This is a genomic window from Gottfriedia acidiceleris, assembly GCF_036421055.1.
GTDB classification, from domain to species: Bacteria; Bacillota; Bacilli; order Bacillales; family Bacillaceae_G; genus Gottfriedia; species Gottfriedia acidiceleris_C.
This window is the reverse complement of sequence record NZ_JAZGQS010000009.1, coordinates 117,076-132,810: the sequence shown is the minus strand read 5'-3', so window position 1 is coordinate 132,810 and position 15,735 is coordinate 117,076. Positions and strand designations below refer to the sequence as shown.

The 15,735-nt window shown below is 29.9% G+C and carries 15 protein-coding genes and 1 other RNA gene; 6 read left to right on the top strand and 10 right to left on the bottom strand.

The window, feature by feature from the left end:
* The first annotated feature begins 188 nt into the window (after positions 1–188).
* Positions 189–1,127, top strand: coding sequence for a metal ABC transporter substrate-binding protein (locus RAH41_RS15235; protein ID WP_331223640.1), 939 nt, complete (start codon positions 189–191; stop codon positions 1,125–1,127).
* A gap of 98 nt (positions 1,128–1,225) precedes the next feature.
* Here the strand turns inward: RAH41_RS15235 and RAH41_RS15230 are convergent, their stop codons facing one another.
* Positions 1,226–2,509, bottom strand: a complete 1,284-nt coding sequence (locus RAH41_RS15230; protein ID WP_331223639.1) for an MFS transporter — start codon at positions 2,507–2,509, stop codon at positions 1,226–1,228.
* 197 nt (positions 2,510–2,706) lie between these two features.
* Here RAH41_RS15230 and RAH41_RS15225 point away from each other — a divergent pair, with 197 nt between their 5' ends.
* Complete coding sequence (locus RAH41_RS15225) at positions 2,707–3,756, top strand: hypothetical protein (protein ID WP_331223637.1); 1,050 nt, start codon at positions 2,707–2,709, stop codon at positions 3,754–3,756.
* On the opposite strand, the gene RAH41_RS15220 is transcribed toward RAH41_RS15225, so the two are convergent.
* The 4 genes from RAH41_RS15220 to RAH41_RS15205 all read right to left on the bottom strand — a co-directional run bounded on the left by RAH41_RS15220 (position 3,753) and on the right by RAH41_RS15205 (position 7,660).
* Complete coding sequence (locus RAH41_RS15220; protein WP_331223635.1) at positions 3,753–4,121, bottom strand: DUF3979 family protein; 369 nt, start codon at positions 4,119–4,121, stop codon at positions 3,753–3,755. The genes RAH41_RS15225 and RAH41_RS15220 overlap by 4 nt on opposite strands.
* Before the next feature lie 530 nt (positions 4,122–4,651).
* Positions 4,652–5,029 (bottom strand): hypothetical protein, encoded by a 378-nt coding sequence (locus tag RAH41_RS15215; protein ID WP_331223634.1) that lies wholly within the window; start codon positions 5,027–5,029, stop codon positions 4,652–4,654.
* 81 nt (positions 5,030–5,110) lie between these two features.
* Positions 5,111–7,276: a DNA topoisomerase III gene (locus RAH41_RS15210; RefSeq protein WP_331223632.1), complete on the bottom strand. Its 2,166-nt coding sequence runs from the start codon at positions 7,274–7,276 to the stop codon at positions 5,111–5,113.
* A gap of 159 nt (positions 7,277–7,435) precedes the next feature.
* The gene (locus tag RAH41_RS15205; protein ID WP_331223631.1) at positions 7,436–7,660 is read right to left on the bottom strand and encodes a hypothetical protein; all 225 of its coding nucleotides are present in this window, start codon (positions 7,658–7,660) and stop codon (positions 7,436–7,438) included.
* A gap of 302 nt (positions 7,661–7,962) precedes the next feature.
* Here RAH41_RS15205 and cspD point away from each other — a divergent pair, with 302 nt between their 5' ends.
* Both cspD and RAH41_RS15195 read left to right on the top strand, forming a co-directional pair.
* A complete protein-coding gene (gene cspD, locus RAH41_RS15200; RefSeq protein WP_098846788.1) occupies positions 7,963–8,160 on the top strand; it encodes a cold-shock protein CspD in 198 nt (65 codons plus the stop codon).
* A gap of 157 nt (positions 8,161–8,317) precedes the next feature.
* Entirely contained in the window at positions 8,318–8,563 is a 246-nt protein-coding gene (locus RAH41_RS15195) for a DUF2564 family protein (RefSeq protein ID WP_098231404.1), read from the top strand.
* 60 nt (positions 8,564–8,623) lie between these two features.
* Here the strand turns inward: RAH41_RS15195 and RAH41_RS15190 are convergent, their stop codons facing one another.
* Together RAH41_RS15190 and RAH41_RS15185 are read right to left on the bottom strand one after the other, a co-directional pair.
* Complete coding sequence (locus tag RAH41_RS15190) at positions 8,624–8,809, bottom strand: zinc-finger domain-containing protein (protein WP_331223627.1); 186 nt, start codon at positions 8,807–8,809, stop codon at positions 8,624–8,626.
* A 16-nt stretch (positions 8,810–8,825) separates the two neighbouring features.
* Positions 8,826–9,482: a reverse transcriptase-like protein gene (locus RAH41_RS15185; RefSeq protein ID WP_331223626.1), complete on the bottom strand. Its 657-nt coding sequence runs from the start codon at positions 9,480–9,482 to the stop codon at positions 8,826–8,828.
* Between the two features lie 133 nt (positions 9,483–9,615).
* Between RAH41_RS15185 and RAH41_RS15180 the strand changes: the two genes are divergently transcribed.
* Both RAH41_RS15180 and RAH41_RS15175 read left to right on the top strand, forming a co-directional pair.
* Positions 9,616–9,996, top strand: a complete 381-nt coding sequence (locus RAH41_RS15180) for a reverse transcriptase-like protein (RefSeq protein WP_098429800.1) — start codon at positions 9,616–9,618, stop codon at positions 9,994–9,996.
* Between the two features lie 16 nt (positions 9,997–10,012).
* On the top strand, positions 10,013–10,948 hold the full coding sequence (locus tag RAH41_RS15175) for a DMT family transporter (RefSeq protein ID WP_331223620.1): 936 nt from the start codon (positions 10,013–10,015) through the stop codon (positions 10,946–10,948).
* Between the two features lie 6 nt (positions 10,949–10,954).
* On the opposite strand, the gene ssrS is transcribed toward RAH41_RS15175, so the two are convergent.
* The 3 genes from ssrS to RAH41_RS15160 all read right to left on the bottom strand — a co-directional run bounded on the left by ssrS (position 10,955) and on the right by RAH41_RS15160 (position 15,636).
* Positions 10,955–11,137: non-coding RNA, 6S RNA (gene ssrS, locus RAH41_RS15170), on the bottom strand.
* Positions 11,138–11,181: 44 nt separating this feature from the next.
* Positions 11,182–12,018, bottom strand: a complete 837-nt coding sequence (locus tag RAH41_RS15165; protein ID WP_331223618.1) for a sulfurtransferase — start codon at positions 12,016–12,018, stop codon at positions 11,182–11,184.
* Positions 12,019–12,039: 21 nt separating this feature from the next.
* Entirely contained in the window at positions 12,040–15,636 is a 3,597-nt protein-coding gene (locus RAH41_RS15160; RefSeq protein ID WP_331223617.1) for a dynamin family protein, read from the bottom strand.
* Positions 15,637–15,735 lie beyond the last annotated feature (99 nt).

Here is a 15,735-nt window from a genome sequence, read left to right as displayed (position 1 = left end):
TCGTATTTATTACGATTTTGAATCTTATAATTTATGTATCTAATTGTTTGATAAGAATTATCTTACATTTTTTTTAAAACATAAAAAGGAATGATTACGAATTAATTAAAATATTTTAACTTTATTCGTTTAGTTACAGCCTAATTATAAAATACTAAAATGAATAATTTTTTTAGGGAGAGAATAAAATGAAATTTAAAAAATTAGCAATAACGACTCTGCTATTAACTAGTACAGTTCTGTCTGCTTGCAATAAAGGCACACAACAGGAAAGTACTAAAAATAAAAATAAATTAACCGTTTATACAACCATATATCCTCTACAAGATTTTGCTGAAAAAATTGGTGGTAAATACGTTGATGTACACTCCATATACCCTACTGGTGTTGATACTCATGATTTTGAACCAACTTCCAAACAAATAGTAAAAATCGCAAACTCAGATTTATTTGTTTACAATGGTGCAGGTATGGAACCTTTTGCAGATAAAATCAAGGATACACTTAAAAATAATCATGTTGCAATCTTAGAGGCAACTAAAAATATTGATTTAATAAAGTCAAACGAAGAAGAAATTGAGGAAGATGAAGATCATCATGACGTTGATCCACATGTATGGTTAGATCCATCTCGTGCAAAAATTGAAGCACAAAACATCAGAGATGAGTTAGTTAAATTAATGCCAAAAAACAAACAGTACTTTGAGGCAAATTATGATAAAATTGAAAATCAATTTGATGAACTTGATAATGAATTAAGAAATTTAGTTTTACATTCCGCACGTAAGGATATTGTCGTTTCACATGCAGCTTATGGATATTTGGAACAACATTACGGAATCGAACAAATCCCGATCACAGGCCTTTCCCCTTCTCAAGAGCCGTCACAGAAGGATTTAAAGAAAGTTGTTGATTTTGTGAAAGAACATCATGTCAAATATATTTTGTTTGAAACGTTTGCTACACCAAAAGTAGCAACTGTTGTAAAAAATGAAACCCATGCTGAAATCTTGAGACTTAATCACCTAGCAACTATTTCAGAAGATGATTTAAAGAATCACAAAGATTATTTCGACTTAATGCAAGAAAATATTGACACACTAGATAAGACATTGAATAACCGTTAAAAAAGACAAGCGCTTGCAATCAGTCTAAAAATCAAGTTTTTAGTACTTTGTCTACACACTGAGAGGATCCATTTTATTGGATCCTCTTTTACTACTACTTATCCTACCTTCATATTTTCAGAAAACGGTTCAGTTTTTTTCTTGATTTGTTTAAACATTAGTTCAAATAAATATGCTCCAATCAAAGCCAGGATTGAAATTATGCTAAATGTCCATTTATATCCAATTAACCCAGCTAGTGGAATTGTTAATGGTGCAATAGTTCGTCCGAGTGACCATCTTAAACCTGCTGCTGCAAAATACTGTCCGCGTTGATTTTCAGGAGCAATTTTTGCAATAAATGAGTTTTGATTTCCTACGACTAATATCTCACCTAAAGTAAAGAGTGCCATTGCAATAAAAATAACATAGGCTGATAGCGTGAATCCAAACAATAACATGGATAAAGCATAGCAAACAGATGATGCAAAAAATAAAAGTCTTTCATTAAACTTATTGGCAAATTTTGTTATTAATACTGTAAATAATGCTACGATTAAACCATTTTCGGCTATGACCCAGCTAAATAATGTTTCACTATTCGTCTTTAAAGTATAATCGCTAAAACTAAATAATGTTTGAACAGGAATACTTTCCTTTATATAAACGGCTAGTAATAAATCTAATTGAGTAAAAGTTTGGGAGATTAATATACCAGCTGCAACAAATAAGAAAAAAACCTTATCAGTAAAAATAATACGATAATTCTTTACTTGTTTTATTAAAACTTTTGAAATAGACGCTTCTTTTTCTTGTCTTATAGAGTCTGGTAATGACTCCTTTATTAATAGTAGAATCATAAATGCGACAATTAAAAAGATCAATGAGGATGTAGCAAATAATAAAAATCTTGCTTTGAAAAATAAAATTCCACCGATAATTGGACCAATTACTACATTTATGTTGATCATCGTATAAAAAACAGCGAACACTAGGTTTCTTTCATCTTTATCTTCTACTGTATCTGCTACCATAGCCGAACTCGCTGGATTATAAAGCATTCCTGTGACACTAATAATTGCAAACCCCAAAAAAGTTAGCCATGGAGAATCTAAAATTGGTGAATTTGCAACCGTTAATAAAATCATTCCTCCAGCTTGAATGAAAGCTGAAATGACCATCATTCGTTTTCGACCATACGTATCAGCCAAATATCCACCGATTAAATTTGCAAATACCCCAACAGCTTGAGAACACATAAGTAAAATCCCCGCTGTCACTTTACCTAATTCTTCGGCAAAATAGATTGCTAAAAATGGTAAATACATCCAAAAGAATAATCCAAAGAAAAACTCAGCAACAAGCCTAATCTTCATATTAAAATTCCATTTAAGTATATTCATGATGTCCGTCCCCCTAACCTTCTCACTTTAACATAATAAAAAAAATGCGTAAATTGAATATTAATTAGAACTTCCTTGTTCTATGAAATCTATAACAGTAAATCCAAGTTAATTTGCTTATAAAATTTTACTAAGGAGCATGTCTATTTTCGTAAAAAGTATCATACAATTTAGTACTACATTTAGGAGGACTTCCTATGAAATTCAACTTTAGTAAAGAAGCTCGAAATATAGCCTTTACATATGTCGGAACAGTAATTGGAGCAGGTTTTGCCACGGGTAAAGAAATTGTAGAGTTCTTTTCAATTAACGGGGTATATGGTGCTATGGGGATCCTTTTTGCCACTATATTATTTTGTTGGTTTGGAACTAAAATTATGACAATTGCTCATACATATAAATTAAATTCTGCTCAGCAATTTAATGTACTATTGTTTGGAGAACTCGGAGGAAATATTATTAATGGGCTATTATTTTTTGTTTTAATTGGCGTTACAAGTGTCATGTTGTCTGGTGCTGGAGCTGTATTTAAAAATTACTTACATTTTGATTCTTTTATCGGATCAGTATTTTTTATCATTTTGACTTTTATCGTTTTAAGAAAAGGGACAAGTGGTTTATTCAGTTTAAATAATACGGTAGTACCAATTATGTGTGCTTTTATCGTCGCAGTTTTTATCAACTCACACTTACCATTTACGATGCATGAAATAACATTAGACCATATTCTACCTTCTATAAATACACTTAACTATACAGTGTTTACAAAACCAATAACCTATGTTTGTTTAAATATGGCATTAGCCCAAGCTGTTTTAGTACCGATTGGTTTTGAGTGTAAAGAAAAATCTTCTATTGTACAAGGCGGAGTTTTAGGCGGTCTAATATTAGGCACTATTTTATTACTAATTCACTTGAACGTATCAGGTGTAACCAATTTTCAACAATATGAAATTCCAATGGTAGAGGTCATTAAAAAAATCCATCCAATTTTCTATTACTTTTTCCTAATGGTTATTCTAGCTGAAATTTTCACTACACTAGTTGGAAATATATATGGGATGTCTAGACAAATTAATTCTTATATCCGATTAAATACAAATTTAGTCGTTATCTTATTATTAATATCCTGCTTGTTTATTAGCATTATCGGCTATGGACCATTATTAACATTCCTCTATCCACTTATCGGTTGGATTAGTTTTCTTGTAATCTTAACCTTACTTAAACCTAAAAAATCATCTTAATCGCAATCATCGCAAACTTCATAATATAAACCAAATTCAATGTGTAACTTTGGCTTCCATTGAATCTTAAACATCCTACTTTGCCAACGTTCTAATACAAATTGAATTGAATTTTCATCATGATCGTTTATTAATATCATTTGATGAACTTGTAGGCTTTTTACTGAGAAGCGATTTTCATTTTCGATATACCAATCAATGGTTAACTCATCGTATTCATTTATAATAAACTTAACATACGTGCTCGGTTTATCTTTCAGACTCATCTCGCTAAATATACCTTCGTCAGTCACAATAATCGGATAATTACCTTTATCATTTTTTTCTAATTTTATTTGAAAGGTATTTTCTAAAAAACAAATCATTTTGTCACCTTCTAATTTTTTATGATATGTTGATAGTTTAACAAATTAAGACAGGAAAAGACAGGAATATGCCAATGCCAAAGATCCTGTTAGGCTTGATATGCTGAAATTTTGTTCTCAAATTGAAAAAGGTTTTGCTCATACATGAAAATGTGAAAACGGACATTAAAAGAACATTTTATTAATGAAATGATCTTTTTTGGAAGATCTTTTAATGGTATTAAATGTAAAGCTGTTAGAGCAATTTGTGATTCCAATAACAAAAGAAATATTTTTTTAAGTTAAAAAATTATGAGCTAACTTTTTTGATAAACAAGTTCTACTGATTAGTTTTATAAATGTTCGATCTTAATTTACTACAAACTGATTAATAAAAAAAGGTAGGTTACTCTAAGTAAAGGTCTATTTGATTAGGGTTTATTGCATACTTTTTTTAATGAACAAGTAAATTTGGTAAATGAATTGATATGGTTGTTTTTCAACAACGTAAAAAAGGATTACTCTTAAATCATAGAGTAATCCTTATAAATTTATTTCCGTTTGTATAAAGCTTTATATTTAGACCATGTATTTCTTCTTTCTTTCATTAAACTAATGAATTCCGGTTTACATTCATCTAAATTTGTTAACGCTACTAGTTCGTTATTTTTCCATATTGTCACTATACCTTCAGTAGTATAAATTAAATATTGGTATTCTAAGTAACTTCCTAACGTTGATAAGCTTATTTGTTCAAAAATATTTTCTGCAAAACTGTTAGAAAATGATACACATACCGGCCTAGTGCCCACCCGATCCAAGTCAAGGACATGTACAATTTTCCGATTACAGTCTATACATAATGAATAGACGGAAGGAACAATTCCACCAGTTAGAAAAACTTGTTCGTTGCTATAGAATTCCTTCACTCTAATCCTCCTATTATCATTGTATATAATTATATGCAATAAAAAATAGAATTGACTAGTTAAATTACATTATGCTCCACTTTATTTTATGGAATTTTGGATAAACATAATCTTCCCTGATTCATTGAGTTTTAAAGACGCCTCAAATTCTTTTCCATCCTTAGAAAATCCTTTTATAACTTCTGTAGTCTCACCATTTAATAACTGCTTCATTAACGCCTTGGTAATTGTTTTTCCTAATATTTTTTTTGAAATTGTTACGCCACATTTTGTTTTTTGGAATTGATCACAACCATAAAATGAACCTTTATCGATCATTTTACCATCGCATTTAAAACATTTTCCAACACTAGTTGATTTTTTCTTTGGACCAAACTTTGAATTTTGCATATCTTCAATTTTAAACTCTGAAAAATTCCAAATCTTCTCGTTTTCATATGCATCAAGAATTATTTTTTCAGTTAATTTTTTTGTTTGTTCCATAAACTCAAGACTACTTGCCTTTCCTTCTCCTATTTCACTTAATCTCTGCTCCCATTTTGCTGTCATTTCAGGTGAAGTTAAAATATTTTCACCAAGAGCATAAATGATAAGCTTCCCTTTATCCGTTGCGAAAACTTGATTTTTCTTAACTTCAATATATTTTCTATTTTTTAAAGTACCAATAATACCAGCCCTAGTTGCCTCAGTACCTAGTCCTTCTGTTTTATTTAGTATTTTCGTTAATTCAGGATTATCAATATGTTTTCCGGCAGACTTCATTAATGTGATTAATTGACCCTCTGTATATCGTTTAGGTGCTTGGGTTTTCTTTTCTTTTACCTCAACCTTTTTAACAATTCCTTCTTGCTGAGTTTCTACAACGGGTAAATTTTGTTCTTCTGTATTTTTTTCTTTTGATTTTTCGAATATGACTTTACGCCAACCTTCTTGAACCATTATTTTCCCTTTTGAAATAAAAGTTGCTCTCCCATCTACTATCGTATGAATTGTTGTATAATCAAAAATTGAATTAGGATAATGTGCACTAATTAAACGATTGACAATTAGTTCATAGATTTTCAATTCCTCATCATTCATTTTATGGATATTTGGCACTTGCTCAGTAGGAATAATTGCATAGTGATCAGTGACCTTTTTCTCATTAACGAAGCGACTATTATTTAATATAGATTGATTTGGCAGAGGGAAGAAATTTGAAAATTGCTCAATATTTTCAAGTTTCTTCAATATATCTGGAAGCATCATTGCTTCTTCTTTCGTAATAAAACTTGAGTCTGAACGTGGGTATGAAATATTCCCTTTAACATAAAGTTTTTGTGCAATCTCAAGTGTTTTTTGTGGAGAAAACTTATATTTACTGTTTGCATCAGCTTGAAGTGCTGATAAATTATAAAGAAAAGGTGGTTGAAACTCTTTTCTTTCTTGCTCAATATCAGTAATTTTTACGTTTTTATTTTCACAAAAGCCTGCAATTTTTTCAGCTAATTCCTTTGACATAATTTTAGATTCTAATTTATTATGCCATTTTCCAAAAAACTTTTGCTTATCAAACTGAAATGTAGCATAAACCTCCCAATAAGGTTCGGAATTAAACCTTTCAATCTCAAGTTCTCTTTTTACAATAAGAGCTAATGTAGGTGTTTGAACTCTTCCTAACGAAAATACATCCTGAATTCCTTTTTTTTGTAGATGTAATGAATATACTCTTGATGCATTCATTCCAACTAACCAATCAGCACATGCACGGCTATACGCCTCAAAGAATAAACTTTTTGTTTCACTTTCATCCAATAGTTGACTAAATCCTTTTTTAACAGCATTTTCTGTTAATGACGAAATCCAAAGTCTTCTCATTGGCTTTTTATTTCCAGCTAAATTTAAAATAAGGCGAACGATATGTTCTCCTTCACGTTCACAGTCGCCTGCAAGAATTATTTCAGTAACCTCATCTAAATGGACTAAATTCTTAATGATTGAAAATTGATCCCATTTTCCTTTTGATACTTTATGCCCAAAACGATTAGGTATAATTGGCAAAGTATTCAATGACCACTTTTTCCATTTTTCATCATATTCTTCAGGTGATAATAACTCACATAAATGCCCAATAGCCCAAGTTAAATAAGCACCTTTTGGAAAAAACTCGTTAGGCTGAATGACTAAGAACCCTTTTTTCTTTTGAAACTTAAAAGGGGCTGCAAGCTTTAAACCTTGATCAGGCTTTTCGGCAATAATTAATTTCATTTTCTTCCTCACAATTTAAACTAATTTTTATATCACTTTTTTTGGTAGATATAGTTATTATATAACTTATGTAATGGTAGGGAAAGCAGGAAGAAACAGAAAAAGGCAGTGCCTAAAGAATTCAGACTGCCCTTTCTTTTCTTAATTATTAGAGGCTTTTTAATTACATGCTGGATTACGTGGTATTTGTATAAATTCTACTTCTTCTAATATTTTGATACGTTTTGTTACGATGACAACATAGTTAGCTGTCCATATATATTGAGGAAAGTTATTTTCGTCTACCATCATTGCTTGAAATGGATCATTCATCATTTCTTCAAATTTTTCCTCTGTTATCAAATCATTTTCAATTTTAAATTCAATCCAATCACAATGAATCATTTTCATCTCTCCGTCTCTTTATAAAGTGAAATCAAGATCGATTCTTAATAGTAATTAATTACTTACTATGGTTGTAGTATATCATGTACGATCCATCTTGTGAATTTTTTCACAAATTAATCTTGATTTTTTAGTTTAATTATGAAATTTTTAAGTCCGTTGTATGTATATTTTGATATTAAGCGCTTACTTGACTTATATTCTTAATAGTTGTATATTAATTTCAACATTTATTATTAAAATTATTAATAAATGGAAATTCTTTCGCGCTTCATGTGCAATGTTTTAGGAGGAAAAGAAAAATGCAAGGAAAAGTAAAATGGTTCAACAATGAAAAAGGTTTCGGATTCATCGAAGTTGAAGGTGGAGACGATGTATTCGTACATTTCTCAGCAATCCAAACTGAAGGATTCAAATCTTTAGAAGAAGGTGCAGAAGTTTCTTTTGACATTGTTGAAGGTAACCGTGGACCTCAAGCTGCTAACGTAGTAAAGCTATAATATGAACTTGACTACATAAAGGACTGATTTATCAGTCCTTTTTTTATTTTAACTAAGGAATGGCATTATTCAGTATACTTAAACAAAAAAATCCTCTCGCTTTTCATGATTCCTATTATATTTGGGAATACTACGAAGTGAAATAAGGAGGGTGTTTATGTCAAACTTTAATAATTTTGAGGATGTTGAAATGAAAGTGAAAGCTGCTCAAAAGCTTGTAGGCTATGCAACAATGAGCATGGACGAGCAACAATTAACAGATGCAACAACTGCAGTTAACCAAGCAAGAGAACAGCTTGAAAAAATGAAAGGTCTTGCTACTGATTTAGATGATGAGTTTTTAAAGAAACAAGAAGAAGACTTAATGCAAATTGAGCAACAAATAAGAGAAGCTCAGATATAATTGAAAAAGAAGGTACTTTTATTAGTACCTTCTTTTTATGTTTAAATAAGTAAGTGCTAACTAACAGTCAGAAGTTAATTGCTTACCGATTGTTTTTATTTTTTCTCCAATTGTACATTTATTAATACAAAATGATTGTGCGAATTTTTGGCTATGGTCTTTTCTAAAATGTTTATAGACAAAACAGCCATCGCAATAGGTCTTTATTAAAGTATCTATTTCCTCTAAGATTTCTTTACGTTCCATAATTCAATTCACCTCTTTAAGTCACTTCAATCGTACTTATTATCTTATTCCCTTTAAGTGCTTGCGTTGCTAGATTATGAGCTTCTTTATTATCATTCCGTTTAACAAGCTCTAATTGTAACGTTAATTTCAAGTTTTTACATTTTCTTTCGATTCGATTTATGAATCGTTCATGTTGTTCTTCATAACAAGGCCAATCACCATTTAATTGATTAATGACTACTTGTGAATCTCCTTTAATAACAATCGTTTGTCCTGTTATATTCATTTCCTCTAATAATAGGATTGCATTTTCAATTGCAGCAAACTCCGCTTCATTATTTGTCAATAACCCATCTAATTTTTCATTAAACCTTTTTCGATAGTTTTTACCATTTTGACTAAAGTATAAGCATACACCTATTCCAGATATAGAAGTTGATAGATCAAATCCACCGTCAAAATATATTGAAATATTATGAGGTTCCTCCTCGAGTTCTTTTAAGTACTTTATTACTTGTTTTTTAGTCCACTCTGTGTCGAATTGATCTAAAAAGATAATTTCTCTTGTTCTACCGGTACTTTCAAAATCTTCCGCTAAAAGTAGTGCTTCTTTTATTTCTAACCAATCAGTTTCAAGTGTAATTTGATATTTCTTCTTGGTTTGATACTTCCAACTGATCTTTAGTTTCATTCGACACACCTCTACTATTGTTTATTTTAGACTTGCTATGGTTTTAATATAAATTACTTCATTTCATATTTTAAGTTTTCATTTTTTTGAATATATACTAAAATGGTACATATATAAGTTTTGGAGGTTTACTATGATTGAAGTTTATATTGACGGAGCTTCCAAAGGAAATCCCGGGCCCTCAGGTGCAGGTATTTTCATAAAAGGAATTAAAGAACCTGTTTTTTTAAGTATTCCATTAGATTCGATGTCTAATCATGAAGCTGAGTTTCATGCACTGCTACTTGCTCTAGATTATTGTGTAAAGAATAATTTAACAATTGTTTCATTCCGTACAGATTCAAAAATCGTCGAAGAGAGTATTGATAAGAAATATTCGAAAAACGATTTGTTTATTCCTTTATTAGAGAAATCACTAAAGTTGATTAATCAACTTGAACTTTTCTTTATTAAATGGATTCCATCAAGTGCAAATAAGGTTGCTGATGAACTTGCTCGAAAAGCTATAAAATAAAAAAGGAATGGACGATATGAAAAATAAATTAATCGCTTTTTCTTCTTTACTCTTTGTGTCCTTCATTTGGGGTTCTTCGCTTTTCATTGTTAAAGAAACACTAAAGTTTGTCCAACCATTTACATTTAATGCATTACGATTTATTGTAGCAGCAATTGTATTATTTACAGTTCAAACTTTGTTAAATCGAAAAAATAATAAAAGAAATCGCGGGAAAGCAGGTTTTATTTTCCCCGGAATCGTTATAGGATTATTTTTATTTCTAGGTTTTGTATTTCAAACATTTGGATTACATTACACGTCTATATCCAAATCAGGTTTTATAATCGGTATTAGTGTTGCGATTGTTCCTTTTCTTTTATTCTTTAAGTATAAGAAAAAACCTACTTTACGGGAAAATATATGTGCAATTATTGCCTTCATCGGATTATTTTTATTAACACTATCCACAAATTCTAAGTTTAATTCTGGTGATATTATTTCCTTTTTCAGTGCGATTGCGTTTGCTCTTCATATTATTTATTCAACGATCTACTCACCTAGTTATAATTCACTACAACTAGCAACTGTACAAATAACTTTCGTAGGGTTAGCCTCATGGACATTTGCTTTAATCTTTGAAGATTGGCAAGTCATTTTCAACCATGCATTATGGACAAATAAATATTTGGTTTTTTCAATTCTATTTACAGCAATTTTTTGTACCGCTGCAGCTTTCTTTATCCAAATGTTTGCTCAACGTACAATAAGTGCGACTGAAGTAGGGATTATTCTCGCTACTGAACCAGTTTTTGCAGCGATTACTGGTTATTATTATGGTGGAGAAAGATTACAAGAAATCGGTTTATTCGGTTGCAGCTTAATTTTAGTTTCTACAATCGTAACTCAAATTAGAAAGAACAAGAGTAAAAAGCAATTATATAAAGAAGAAAAAACCATTCACAAAATGTGAATGGTTTTTTTTCCCGCAAATGCCGTTGTTCCTTTTATGCCTAAAGTAAACCGAACTCCAAGGTGGATGTCCTCACAAGTAACTTTCATCCTCCTATAAATAGGCACGATGTTGTTACTTAAATATCGGTCTTCCTATACAAAATCATTGGTTTAAGGCATAAACTGACAACGCACACAGCAGGTTTTGTTAATTTGTATTCTCATTCTATACCAATTAAATCTATTTTGCAACTAATTATTTTTCTTATTCACAGCATTTTCCTCATAAGAAATCCAGTCACTAAAACTTCCCGGATAAAGTTTTACATTCGTATATCCAGCTTCAACTAATCCTAAATAATTAACACAACCAGTGACACCTGAACCACAGTAAACAACTGTTTCATTGTGATTGTTAAATGGTTTGAAATGGATTTGTAATTCTTCTATTGTTTTAAACTCTCCTTCTTCATTTAAAACATCTTTCCAAAAAGAATTTTTTGCTCCAGGTATATGACCAGCAATTCGATCAATCGGTTCATATTCGCCAAGATATCGAATAGATTCTCTAGAATCAATTAAATTGAAATCCTCTTTATTACTATTCTTCTTAACTTCATTCATCGAAGTAATCATATACTCTTGAACATTTATCTCGAATTTTTTAGGTTTTACTTCTTCAATTTTAGTAGTTACTTCAAAATCGTTATCCAACCATTTTTTATAACCACCATTTAAAACAAAAGTAAACTGATGTCCTACTAAATTACATAAAAACCAACATCTTGCGGCATTATCATTCGTACCATCGTCATAACAAATAACAATCGTATCATGGTCAATCCCTAAATTTCCTAAAAGATTTCCAAAATCATTTAAATTAGGAAATGGATGTCTGCCTCCATGCTTTTGTACAGGACTAGATAAGTCATTATTTAAATCAACATAACGAGAAAGCGGAATATGATTTTTCTGATACTCACTAAAACCATATTCAGGATTTGACAATTGAAATCGGCAATCTAAGAATACAACATTTTTATTTAAGCGCAATTTATTTGCAATGTTTACATCAATAATATTTTTCAATTTTAATTGTCCACCCTCATATTAAATTAATTTTTTAAATAAGTTTAATACTTTTTCATCTACTACTACTTCATTTAAGTTTTCAGTTGCTTTAATTGTTTGTTGAACATCATTTTCGATTTGACTGCTGCAGTTGTCCAATACAGAATTTAATGCGTCAACATATTGATTGTGATAATGCTCTGCAAATAAGCTATTCATATTTGCTAAATAGTCTTTTAATGGTGTTCTTAATTCATTAATGCATTCATCAATCATTGTTTCTTTCATATTTTCAACAAAAAAGCTTTTTGGATTTTTAAAGTAATTCTTTAAGCTTTCAAATCGATCAACATTAATAAATTGATCAGGATTCTTTATCGTAACAGGTAAGATCTCATTAATTTCACTCTTTTGAACAATAAATTCTGATTGAATAGAATGTATTTCATCAATTACTCGATCTTGCGACATTGAAATTTCATTCGTTAAAAACTTTTCTAATCTAAATCCAGTTACTCTTAATTCCTTTAAAATCTCTTCCAATACTTCATAAATAAATTCACGAATTTTCGTTACAAATAATTGTTTAATATTTTTCGTTGTATTATTGAAAATACTTGGATTAAAGAAATAAGGGAATAAATCACGCATCCTTAATTCAATACGTTTTTCGATGAAGAAAATCAATTGCTCGTTTTCTTTCATAAATGCTCTTGGTAAATTAGTAGGTTCTGCCTTTTTAATCGCTTCTTTAACTTTTTTCTGAATTTGCTCAAGTTCGTTGAAGAATTGATCTTTTTCACGTTTAATTCTTTCGAAACGATTAATCGTATCACGTAAGATTTTTTCAATTGTTAATATGTCATTAATAAATGTTTTAAAGACTTCATTCGCAATTTCAAATTGGAAGAAATTTTGGATTTTCGTATTTAATTTCTTATAATTATTCTGTATTTCTAAATTTACTTCTGAGTCACCATACCCCTTCATTTGAAGCATACTTGAAATAGCAAACACAGATGGGAAACGAACTCCTAATTTCGTTAATTGATTTACAAAGAAATTTTGTACGATTTCGATTTCGTTTTGATCCTTTGCTAAATCCGAAGCATTTAAAACAAAATAAACTTTATCACTATCAAAGCTTTCTCTCATTCGTCCGATTTGCATTAAAAATGACTCATCTTGACGTGTAAAGGCATGTTGATAATGTGCAACATATAAAATTAAATCAGCTTTTTTCAAATAGTCGAATGCTAGTTCAGTATGTCTTGAATGGATACTATTTCCTCCTGGCGTATCCACTAATACAATTCCACTTAATGTGATCTCACAATCAAAATAAACTGTACTTTCTTTTACAAAACACGCTCTATTTTCTTCACTAATAACACTTACATACTCACTTAAGTCATATCGCTTAGTAGTACCTAGTAAGCTTCTCATTTCTTCATAATTTTGACATACGCTTTCTGCATAAACGAAAGCATCTGTAGGGATTTTATCCTTCTGTTTCTTAATTAAATTTTGAAGGGTACTAAACCACTCTTTTTCATTCGCTTCCACACCCCATTTTTTGAAGAAATCAAGAAACTCTTCTTTTAAAGATTCTTCTGATTTATAACTCACATCAGCTTTCTTATTACCAGATTCATCTGTTGAGCGTTTTATTTTACAAATTGCTGCTGTTGTTGGGTGTGGAGAAACAGGTAGTACACGATCGCCTAATAAAGTATTGATATACGATGTTTTTCCAGAACTAAACGCTCCGAATAACGCAATTGTGTATTCGTTTGATTTTATTTGTTCTCTTTTTTCTTTTAAGGTGCCGATTTTACTCTGGATAAATTTATTTGATGTTAATTCGTTTAATATTAAATCAGCGACTTCATATTTAGCTTGAATTTCTTCGTTTGAATATTTCTTTGAATTACTTTGTTCAAAGTCAGTATTAAGTTCTTCTTTTATTTCCGGTGTTTGAACAGTTAAGATTTTGTGATTAATTAATTCACTAACTGATATTAAAGTAGGCTTAATTTCAGGCAAGTCTTGAATTAACTCTTGATGATTATTTAAAATCGTCCTAATTTCTGAAACCATATGTGAAATTTTTTGATTATTAAACTCTAATTCATCAAATCCATCTATTTTTGATTGTAAATCATTCTTTCGATTTTTTAATTTTAGAATAGTTGATTCATTTTGAACCTTAAGTTCTTTTGAAAGTGTGTATATAAATTCAGCAATACTTTTACGATAAACCGCTTTAATTCCTTCACTAACTTCCTTCGTATACTGTAATAAATAATTTCCACCTGTATCGATCAAATGAGATGGCTTAGGACAAATTACCTCTTCACTCAAATTAGGTTCTAAGATTTTATCAAAGTCACTGCTATCAATTTTATTATTTTCAATTTGTTTTACAGTTCGAATTGCTGCTTCTTTTACAAAATACTCAATTTGTTTATTTGTTAATTCTTTTACCTTTTGAATAAATTGACTTTTAGATTCATGTAAAGCATTTTCAAGTTTTTTTCTAGATTGAAATAATCCTTTATTTTGCAATGCCTTTTCTGATTCTAAGTAGTTTGATGCTAATTCTCTCATTTCAAATGGTGTAATGTTTGAATTAGTAAGAACTTGTTGTGTAGACTGCAAACAATTTTCCTCAAATGTAGAAACTGATGTTTCAATAACTTCAATTTCATTATTTAAATCATTATACTCTGATCTAATCTCATCAGCATTTTGATCTAAGTCAATGTAATCGTTCTCAAGTTGTTGTATTTGTTCGTTCATAATTGTTAAAAAACTTGCATAGTCATTTTCAATTTGCACTACATCTTGATGACTATATAAGTCATTTAAATAATTAATAAACTGGCTATATTCATTATTATCTACAGATTTATCTCTTGTAGAAATATAAAAAACTTGTAAGTTACCCAATCCTTGTTTTTTCAAGTTTCCAATTACACCATGTTTAAACTGTTCGAACGTCAATTCTGTTTCATCGTGTTTATCAATACAGGTAATAACTAGACAAACTTTATTATTTTTTTCTACTAAATTATGAATAAAATCGATATTTGTTTTCGAATGAACATGTTGATAATCCATTAAATAAAAAATACTATCCGCTAGATGAATGACTGAGTTTGTCGCCTCTAAATGATCCATATCTGTTGAATCAATTCCTGGGGTATCAATTAAAACAGATCCAGCTGGAATTTTAAATATTTCTTGTGCCCACTCGAGTTCAATAATAGAACCACTATCAGAAGCTAACTTTTTTAGTTCATCTACTTGAATATCCTCTTGAATCTGATACATTTCACCATCTTTAAGGGTAATTAACATTTTACTTTCGCCGGTTTTTAATTTTACAACATTTGCACTTGTAGGAATTGGGCTTGTAGGTAGTTTTTCTACTTGTAAAAGATCATTTAGTAAAGATGATTTACCAGCAGAAAAATGCCCACAAAATACGTAATAACTTTCCTTATTTTGTATTTTGTATGCTAATTTTTTTAATTGAAATAATTCCTTTGAATTTCCTTGTTCAGAAAGTAAATTGATACCTGAAGAAACCTTATTCAGTAATTCCCCTCTGTTAATCTTTGTGTTTTGCAACGTGATTTCCCCATTTCATTTCATACTAAAATAATTTCCCTAGCATTATTTTATCCCCATATATATTAATTTGGAAGAAGAATGTATAGGCAAATACAT

Coding starts and splice junctions, on each gene's coding strand:
- RAH41_RS15230 (WP_331223639.1), bottom strand. CDS start 2,509: ATGAATATACTTAAATGGAATTTTAATATGAAGATTAGGCTTGTTGCT.
- RAH41_RS15220 (WP_331223635.1), bottom strand. CDS start 4,121: ATGATTTGTTTTTTAGAAAATACCTTTCAAATAAAATTAGAAAAAAAT.
- RAH41_RS15180 (WP_098429800.1), top strand. CDS start 9,616: ATGATTGAAGTTTATATTGACGGAGCTTCCAAAGGAAATCCCGGGCCC.
- RAH41_RS15190 (WP_331223627.1), bottom strand. CDS start 8,809: ATGGAACGTAAAGAAATCTTAGAGGAAATAGATACTTTAATAAAGACC.
- RAH41_RS15185 (WP_331223626.1), bottom strand. CDS start 9,482: ATGAAACTAAAGATCAGTTGGAAGTATCAAACCAAGAAGAAATATCAA.
- RAH41_RS15205 (WP_331223631.1), bottom strand. CDS start 7,660: ATGATTCATTGTGATTGGATTGAATTTAAAATTGAAAATGATTTGATA.
- RAH41_RS15195 (WP_098231404.1), top strand. CDS start 8,318: ATGTCAAACTTTAATAATTTTGAGGATGTTGAAATGAAAGTGAAAGCT.
- RAH41_RS15225 (WP_331223637.1), top strand. CDS start 2,707: ATGAAATTCAACTTTAGTAAAGAAGCTCGAAATATAGCCTTTACATAT.
- RAH41_RS15235 (WP_331223640.1), top strand. CDS start 189: ATGAAATTTAAAAAATTAGCAATAACGACTCTGCTATTAACTAGTACA.
- RAH41_RS15210 (WP_331223632.1), bottom strand. CDS start 7,276: ATGAAATTAATTATTGCCGAAAAGCCTGATCAAGGTTTAAAGCTTGCA.
- RAH41_RS15175 (WP_331223620.1), top strand. CDS start 10,013: ATGAAAAATAAATTAATCGCTTTTTCTTCTTTACTCTTTGTGTCCTTC.
- cspD (WP_098846788.1), top strand. CDS start 7,963: ATGCAAGGAAAAGTAAAATGGTTCAACAATGAAAAAGGTTTCGGATTC.